Consider the following 7,239-nt stretch of genomic DNA (forward strand, 5'->3'; position numbering starts at 1 on the left):
GGTTGGAACTGGCGCTCGGCTGCCATTTCCGTGTCGCCGACCAAGCCGCCAGGCTCGGCCTGCCCGAGGTAAAGCTCGGCCTGCTGCCGGGCGGCGGCGGCACGGTGCGCCTGCCGCGCCTGGTCGGCGCGGCGAAGGCGCTCGGCATGATCGTTTCGGGAACGCCGATTTCGGCCGGCGAGGCCAAAGCGGCGGGTCTTGTCGACGCGGTCTTCGAGGAAGAACTCCTTGCGGCGACCATTCGTTTCGCTAGCGAAATGGTTGCGGACGGCGGGCCATTCCTGCCGGTTCGCGACCGCAGTGAGCGCCTTGCCGAAACCGATCTTTCGGCTTTCGACGCCCAGGCCACCGAGCTGGCCAGGAAGGCGCGCGGCCTGGAGGCTCCGCTTGCCTGCGCGCAGGCAGTACGCAACGCGATCACGCTGCCATTCGATGAAGCGCTGGCGGCCGAGCGCCAGCTCTTTCTCAAGCTGGTGTCCGGCGACCAGTCGCGGGCGCAGCGGCATCTGTTTTTCGCCGAACGCGAAGCGGCAAAGATACAAGGCAAGGACGTCACGCGGCGCAAGATCGCCCGCGTCGGCATCATCGGCGCCGGCACGATGGGGGGCGGCATCGCGATGGCCTTTGCCAATGGCGGCTTTCCGGTGACCTTGCTCGAAACCGGCGAGGAGGCGCTGCAACGGGGCCTCGCAATGATCGAGAAGAACTACGCCGTCTCGGTCGGGCGTGGCTCGCTAACGGAAGAGGCCAGGCAGCAACGGCTTGGCCTGTTCAAGGGCAGCACCGACTATGCCGACCTTGCCGATTGCGACCTGGTCATAGAGGCCGTGTTCGAGGACATGGCGGTCAAGAAGGAGGTGTTCGGCAAACTCGACGCGGTGGCCAGGCCGGGCGCGATCCTTGCCACCAACACCTCCTATCTCGATGTCGACGAGATCGCCGCCTCGACGTCGCGGCCGCAAGATGTGCTCGGCATGCATTTCTTCTCGCCGGCCAATGTCATGAAGCTCCTGGAAATCGTGCGCGCCGATATGACCGCGCCCGACGCGCTGGCGACGGTTGCGGAGCTGGCGCGGCGCATCGGCAAGGTGCCGGTCGTCGTCGGCGTCTGCCACGGCTTCGTCGGCAATCGCATGCTGTCCGCGCGCGGCACGGAGAACGAAGCGCTGTTGCTGGAAGGGGCGACGCCCGGCCAGGTCGACAAGGCGTTCATCGATTTCGGCTGGCCGATGGGGCCGTTCCAGATGGGCGACCTCGCCGGCCTCGACATCGGCTGGCGCAATCGCAAGGCGCGCGGCCAGATAGCTGTCATCGCCGACACGCTCTGCGCGCAGGGCCGTTTCGGCCAGAAGACCGGCAGGGGCTGGTATCGCTATGAAAGCGGCTCGCGCGAGCCCGTCCCTGATCCCGAGGTCGAGGAATTGATCCGCGCCAAGGCGGCCGAGCTCGGCATCGCGCGGCGCGAGATCGGCGCGGACGAGATCATCGAGCGCACGCTCTATCCCCTCGTCAGCGAGGGCGCGAAGATCCTGGAGGAAGGCATTGCCGCCCGCGCGTCGGACATCGACGTCGTTTGGACGAACGGCTACGGCTTTCCCATCGGCAAGGGTGGGCCGATGTTCTGGGCCGGCCTCGAAGGGGCTGCGAAGATCGTCGAGCGGCTGGAGCATTGGCACCGGCTAACCGGTCGGGTGATCTTCGAGCCGGTGCCGATGCTGAGAAGGTTCGCGGAGACGGGGTCGTGGGACGGTGCTGGCGGCTAGTACGGTCATCGACCATCTAGAATGAACGCCGCGTTCCTTCACGCCCCCCTCTGTCCTGCCGGACGTCTCCCCCACAAGGGGGGAGATTAGCGGTTTTGGCGCCTCGCTCTTCTAGCCACGCTGGTAAAGCCGGCGTGACATCCGATCTCCCCCCAAGTGGGGGAGATGTCCGGCAGGACAGAGGGGGGCGCTGTCCCGCCACCCTTCCGGCATCCAAGCGACCACATCAAATTTGACCATGTGGACAAAACTCAGACACCGTTCCATAGTCCAGCGTCTGACATTCCTGAGAACGGCCGGCTCGACACGGCTGTCAACCAGAGGGGCACTTCCATGAAAGACGATCATAGCAAGACGCAACGCGCCGGCCTGTCGCGGCGCACCGTGCTGGAACTCGGCGCGCTCGGCCTTGCGGCGGCGGTGCTGCCGAATGCCGCCTTCGCCAAGGACAAGAAGCTGAAGGTGGCGGCGATCTTCGCCACGCCGATCGAGGAGCCGTGGGACAACCAAATCCACGTCGCCCTGCAGAAGGCCGAGAAGGAGCTGGGCATCGAATACAAATGGTCGGAGAAGGTGCAGACGGCCGACTTCAGCCGCGTCATGCGCGAATATGCGCAGGGCGGCTACCAGCTGGTGCTGGGCGATGCCTTCGCCGCCGAGCGCGAGTCGCGCCGCACGGCAAAACAGTTCCCGAAGACCGCATGGCTGTTCGGCTCCGGCGCCGGGCCGGCCGAGCCCAATTTCGGCGTCTTCGACAACTGGATCCATGAGCCGGCCTATCTCTCCGGCCTGATCGCCGGCAAGATGTCGAAGTCCGGCACGGTCGGCGCGGTCGCGGCGATGGGCATTCCGGAAGTGAACCGGCTGGTCAACGCCTTCTTCGCCGGCGCCAAGGAGGTCAACCCGAACGTCAAGAAGAAGGTCGCCTTCATCGGCTCCTTCTTCGATCCGCCGAAGGCCAAGGAAGCAGCCGTGGCGCAGATCGATGCCGGCGTCGACGTCATCTATGCCGAGCGCTTCGGCGTCATCGAAGCGGCGGTGGAGAAGAAGATCCTCGCCATCTCCAACATGTCCGACCAGTCGAGCCTCGGCCCGGATACGGTGATCACCGGGCCGGTGTGGGACATGTACCCGACGGTCGAGCAGGCGATCAAACTGGTCAAGGCGGGTGTCTTCACCGCGCAGGACTATGGCGACTTCTCGCGCATGGCCAAGGGCGGCTCGTTCCTGGCGCCGTATCACAAGTTCGACAAGACGCTGCCGGCCGAGGTCAAGGAGCTGGTCGAGAAGAAGAAAGCCGAGATCCTCGAAGGAAATTTCCGCGTCGACGTCGACGAGAACACGCCGGTTTCGGATTAGAGCCGGCGTTCCCCTCCCCCTTGAGGGGAGGGCGGCCCGCAGGGCCGGGAGGGGTCGCCCGCGACGCGCTCCAGCTTGCTAAGTCATAGGTCGAGGCGGTTGAGGTGACCCCTCCCGCCTCGCTTCGCTCGGCACCCTCCCCTCAAGGGGGAGGGATACCAGGAGTATCCCTTGTCCGCCCCTTTGATCGAAATGCGCGGCATCACCAAGAGCTTCGGCGCCGTCAAGGCGAACGAGGCCGTGAATCTCAGCGTCGCACCTGGCGAGATCCTTGGGCTGCTTGGCGAGAACGGCGCCGGCAAGACAACGTTGATGAACGTGCTGTTCGGCGCCTATGCACCTGACGCCGGCGAGATACTGGTCGAGGGCCGGCCGGTCGCCATCCACAGTTCGGCAGACGCGCTCGCCGCCGGCATCGGCATGGTGCACCAGCATTTTCATCTGGCGCCGCGGCTGACGGTGCTGGAGAACCTCCTGATCGGCATTCCGGGCAAGTCAGGCCGCATCGACCGCGCTGGCGGGCTGGCGCGGCTGAAGGAGATCGGCCGCCAGCACGGCTTGAGCCTCGATCCCGCCCTGCCGGTCTCGGCGCTGTCGGTCGGCGAGCAGCAGCGGCTGGAGATCATCAAGGCGCTGTTTCGCGGCGCCAAGCTTTTGATCCTCGACGAACCAACGGCGGTGCTGGCGCCAAGCGAGGTCGACGGCCTGTTCGCCGCCTTGCGCTCGATGGCGGGCCAGGGACTCGGCATCATTTTCATCTCGCACAAGCTCAACGAGGTGAGAGCGCTGACCCACCGTTGCGTGGTGCTGCGGCACGGCAAGGTCGCCGGCCGCGTCGACGACCCCGCCAACACGACGTCGTCCGAGATGGCGCGATTGATGTGCGGTCATGAGATCGTGCCGCCGACCAAAGAGGCTTCGACACCGGGCGGCTCCGTGCTGCTGCTCGATCGCATCTCGACCTCGGGCCATGCCGGCACGCCGCTGCGCGAGGTGTCGCTCTTCGTCCGCTCCGGCGAGATCCTCGGCATCGCCGGCGTCTCCGGCAATGGCCAGCGGGCGCTGGCCGATGTCATCTCCGGCATGCTGCCACCGAAAACCGGCACGATGACAATGGCCGGCAAGGCAGTTGCGCAATTCTCGCCGCGCGTGGTGCAGGCACTCGGCCTTGGCCGCATCCCCGAGGACCGGATGACGACCGGCCTGGTCACCAACCTGCCGCTTGCCGATTCCATGGTGCTGCCGCGCATCGGCACCGAGGCGTTCAGCCGCAAGGGTCTGCTCAATCCGTCCGCCATCCGCGCTTTCGCCGAAACCCAGATCAAGGCCTATGACATACGCTGTCCCGGACCGATGGTGCGCGCTGGCGCGCTCTCCGGCGGCAATCTGCAGAAGGCACTGCTGGCGCGCGAGCTCGCCTTCGATCCGAAGGTGCTGATCGTCTCGCAGCCGACGCGCGGCCTCGATATCGGCGCCGCCCGCTTCATCCACGAAAAGTTCCTCGCCATGCGCGCCAAAGGCTGCGGCATCGTCGTCATCGGCGAGGATCTGGAAGAGCTGCTGATGCTCTCGGACCGCATCGCGGTCATGTATGAGGGCCGCATCGCCGGCACGCTGGCCGGCGCGGAGGCCACCGTCGCAAGGCTCGGCCTGATGATGACCGGCGCGGAGGGGAGGGCGTAGAGCGTGGGTTTGCCTCTGATTTCGAACGTCGGCGCCGCCCCTCACCTGCCTGCCGGCATCCTCTCCCCGTATAGTGAGGGGGAGAGGGGCGCTTTCATCGATGATTTCGCCAATCGCGAGCGTTGCAAGAAGGGTGTGACGGCTGCGGCCAGCCCCCTTCTCCCTGTCACTATACGGGGAGAAGGTGCCGGCAGGCGGATGAGGGGCCGCGCCGACATCTGGCGAGCGGAGGGCCACGCCTGATGTTTCGCCTGGAAGCCCGCACCAGCACTCCGGCCTGGTTCAATCTGGCGCTGCCGCTGCTTGCGATCGGCGCCGCGCTCGTCCTTTGCAGCGGGCTGATAGCGGTGGCCGGCGCCGGCGTGATCGAGGCTTATGGCGTGATGCTGTCGGCCTCGCTCGGCGACAGCTACGCCATCACCGAGACGCTGGTGCGCGCCGCGCCGATGATCTTAACCGGCCTGGCGGTGGCGGTCGCCTTCCGGGCAAAATTCTGGAACATCGGTGCCGAGGGCCAGTTGCTGGCGGGCGCCGTGGCGAGTTGCTTCGTCGGCGCCATCCCGATGCCGGGCACTCTCGCCATGCTCCTGATGGCGCTGGCGGGTGCCGCGGCCGGCGCCGCCGTGGCGCTGGTGCCGGCGACGCTGCGCGTCAAATTCAAGGTCGACGACGTGGTCAGTTCGCTGCTGCTCAACTCGGTCATCTATTACGCGCTGATGGCGCTGATCGAGGGGCCGTGGAAGGATAGCTTCAGCGGCTATCCGATCTCGCCGCCTATCGAGGATTCGGCCAATTTCCCGGTGCTGGTCGAGGGTACGCGGCTGCATCTCGGCGTCGTGGCGGCGCTGGTCGCGGCGCCCTTGATCTGGTTCCTGATCGCACGCACGACGCTCGGCTTCCGCATCCGTGTCACCGGCGAGAATCCGGAAGCCGCCCGCTACGGCGGCATCAACGTGCAGCGCGTGCTCATCTCGACCGCGCTGCTCTCCGGCGCGCTGGCGGGCCTGGCCGGCGTCGGCGAGGTCGGCGGCGTGCATTTCCAGGTGATGAGCGACATTTCGCCCGGCTACGGCTATTCCGGCATTGTCGTTGCCATGCTGGCCAGGCTTAGTCCGCTCGGCGTGGTGCCGGCGGCGCTCTTCCTTGCCGCGGTGATGACCGGGGCCGAGGCGATGTCGCGGGCGACCGGCGTGCCGGCTTTCCTCAGCGACGTCATCCAGGGCACGGCGCTGCTTGCCATGCTGGTGGCGCTGCTGTTCACCGCCTATCGAATTCGGCGGGTAGCGACATGAGCGCGGTGTTCGAGCAGATTTTCCAGGTCGGCTTCCTCGCCGCCATCATCCGCATCGCCACGCCGCTCGCCTTCGCCACGCTCGGCGAAATGTTTTCCGAGCGTGCCGGCGTGCTCAATCTCGGCATCGAAGGCATCATGCTGTTGTCGGCAATGGCCGGCTTCACCGCCACCAGCCTCAGCGGCAGCCTGTGGCTCGGCGTGCTGGTGGCCGTGGCGACTGGGGCGCTGATGGGCGCGGTGCATGCGCTGTTCACGGTGGCGCTGGGCTTAAGCCAGCATGTCTGCGGCATCGGCGTGACGCTGTTCTGCTCAGGGCTCGCGTATTTCCTCTACCGGCTGATCTTCGGCCAGCAGTCGGTGCCACCGAGCATCAAGGGTTTCCAGCCCGAGCCGATCCCGCTGCTTTCGGACATTCCGATCCTCGGCCCGGCGGTGTTCAACCAGTTCACGCTTGTCTATCTGGCGATCATCGCCGTTCCGCTCGCCGCCTTCGTGCTCTACCGCACGCCATGGGGGCTCTCCGTGCGGATGGTCGGCGAGAACCCGCGCGCCGCTGACTCGGCCGGCGTCAGCGTGATTGGCACGCGCTTCCAGGCGGTGATCCTTGGCGGCGCGCTGATGGGCCTTGCCGGCGCATTCCTCACCATGGCGCAGTTCAACGCCTTCACCTTCGGCGTGGTGTCCGGGCGCGGCTGGGTGGCGATCGCGCTGGTCGTGTTCGGCCGCTGGGACCCGTGGCGCTCGGCGGGGGCGGCGCTGCTGTTCGCCTTCGTCGACGCGCTGCAGCTCAGGATGCAGGCGAGCGGGCTCGGCCACATCCCCTACGAAGCCTTCCTGATGCTGCCCTTCATCTTCACCATCGTCGCTATGGCCTTCATGTCGCGCAACGCGGTCGCGCCCTCGGCGCTGCTCAAGCCGTTCCGCAGGGAGGAGCGTTAGAGGACTTGGCGCCCTTTCCTCTCCCTCCGGAGCGGGAGAGGTGGCGCTGCGAAGCAGCGGCGGAGCGGGGGAACCACCTCGCAACCGTCGCCAACCGATGCGCAGGAAACTCCCTGCACCGCGCCGAGGGTCGACCCCCACTCCGTCGAGCTGCGCTCGACACCTCTCCCCCGATCGACGGGGGAGAGGAAGGGCGCCAAG

5 protein-coding genes are annotated in these 7,239 nt (G+C 66.7%); all 5 read left to right on the forward strand.

What is annotated here, in order from left to right; translation table 11 throughout:
- The coding region (locus EN738_RS27455) for a 3-hydroxyacyl-CoA dehydrogenase NAD-binding domain-containing protein (RefSeq protein ID WP_127286417.1) at nucleotides 1-1,763 on the forward strand (1,763 nt) is incomplete at its 5' end.
- A 333-nt stretch (nucleotides 1,764-2,096) separates the two neighbouring features.
- Nucleotides 2,097-3,122, forward strand: coding sequence for a BMP family protein (locus tag EN738_RS27460; protein ID WP_127286418.1), 1,026 nt, complete (start codon nucleotides 2,097-2,099; stop codon nucleotides 3,120-3,122).
- 171 nt (nucleotides 3,123-3,293) lie between these two features.
- Nucleotides 3,294-4,805, forward strand: coding sequence for an ABC transporter ATP-binding protein (locus tag EN738_RS27465; RefSeq protein ID WP_127286419.1), 1,512 nt, complete (start codon nucleotides 3,294-3,296; stop codon nucleotides 4,803-4,805).
- Nucleotides 4,806-5,047: 242 nt separating this feature from the next.
- On the forward strand, nucleotides 5,048-6,097 hold the full coding sequence (locus EN738_RS27475) for an ABC transporter permease (RefSeq protein WP_127286420.1): 1,050 nt from the start codon (nucleotides 5,048-5,050) through the stop codon (nucleotides 6,095-6,097).
- Complete coding sequence (locus EN738_RS27480) at nucleotides 6,094-7,038, forward strand: ABC transporter permease (RefSeq protein ID WP_127286421.1); 945 nt, start codon at nucleotides 6,094-6,096, stop codon at nucleotides 7,036-7,038. The genes EN738_RS27475 and EN738_RS27480 overlap by 4 nt, the downstream gene beginning before the upstream one ends.
- The last annotated feature ends 201 nt before the right edge of the window (nucleotides 7,039-7,239 follow it).

Source organism: Mesorhizobium sp. M4B.F.Ca.ET.017.02.2.1 (assembly GCF_003998955.1).
Classification (GTDB): Bacteria; Pseudomonadota; Alphaproteobacteria; order Rhizobiales; family Rhizobiaceae; genus Mesorhizobium; species Mesorhizobium abyssinicae.

What these genes read in the sequence shown, in the direction of transcription:
- EN738_RS27460 (WP_127286418.1), top strand. Translation starts at nt 2,097, where the DNA reads ATGAAAGACGATCATAGCAAGACGCAACGCGCCGGCCTGTCGCGGCGC.
- EN738_RS27475 (WP_127286420.1), top strand. Translation starts at nt 5,048, where the DNA reads ATGTTTCGCCTGGAAGCCCGCACCAGCACTCCGGCCTGGTTCAATCTG.
- EN738_RS27480 (WP_127286421.1), top strand. Translation starts at nt 6,094, where the DNA reads ATGAGCGCGGTGTTCGAGCAGATTTTCCAGGTCGGCTTCCTCGCCGCC.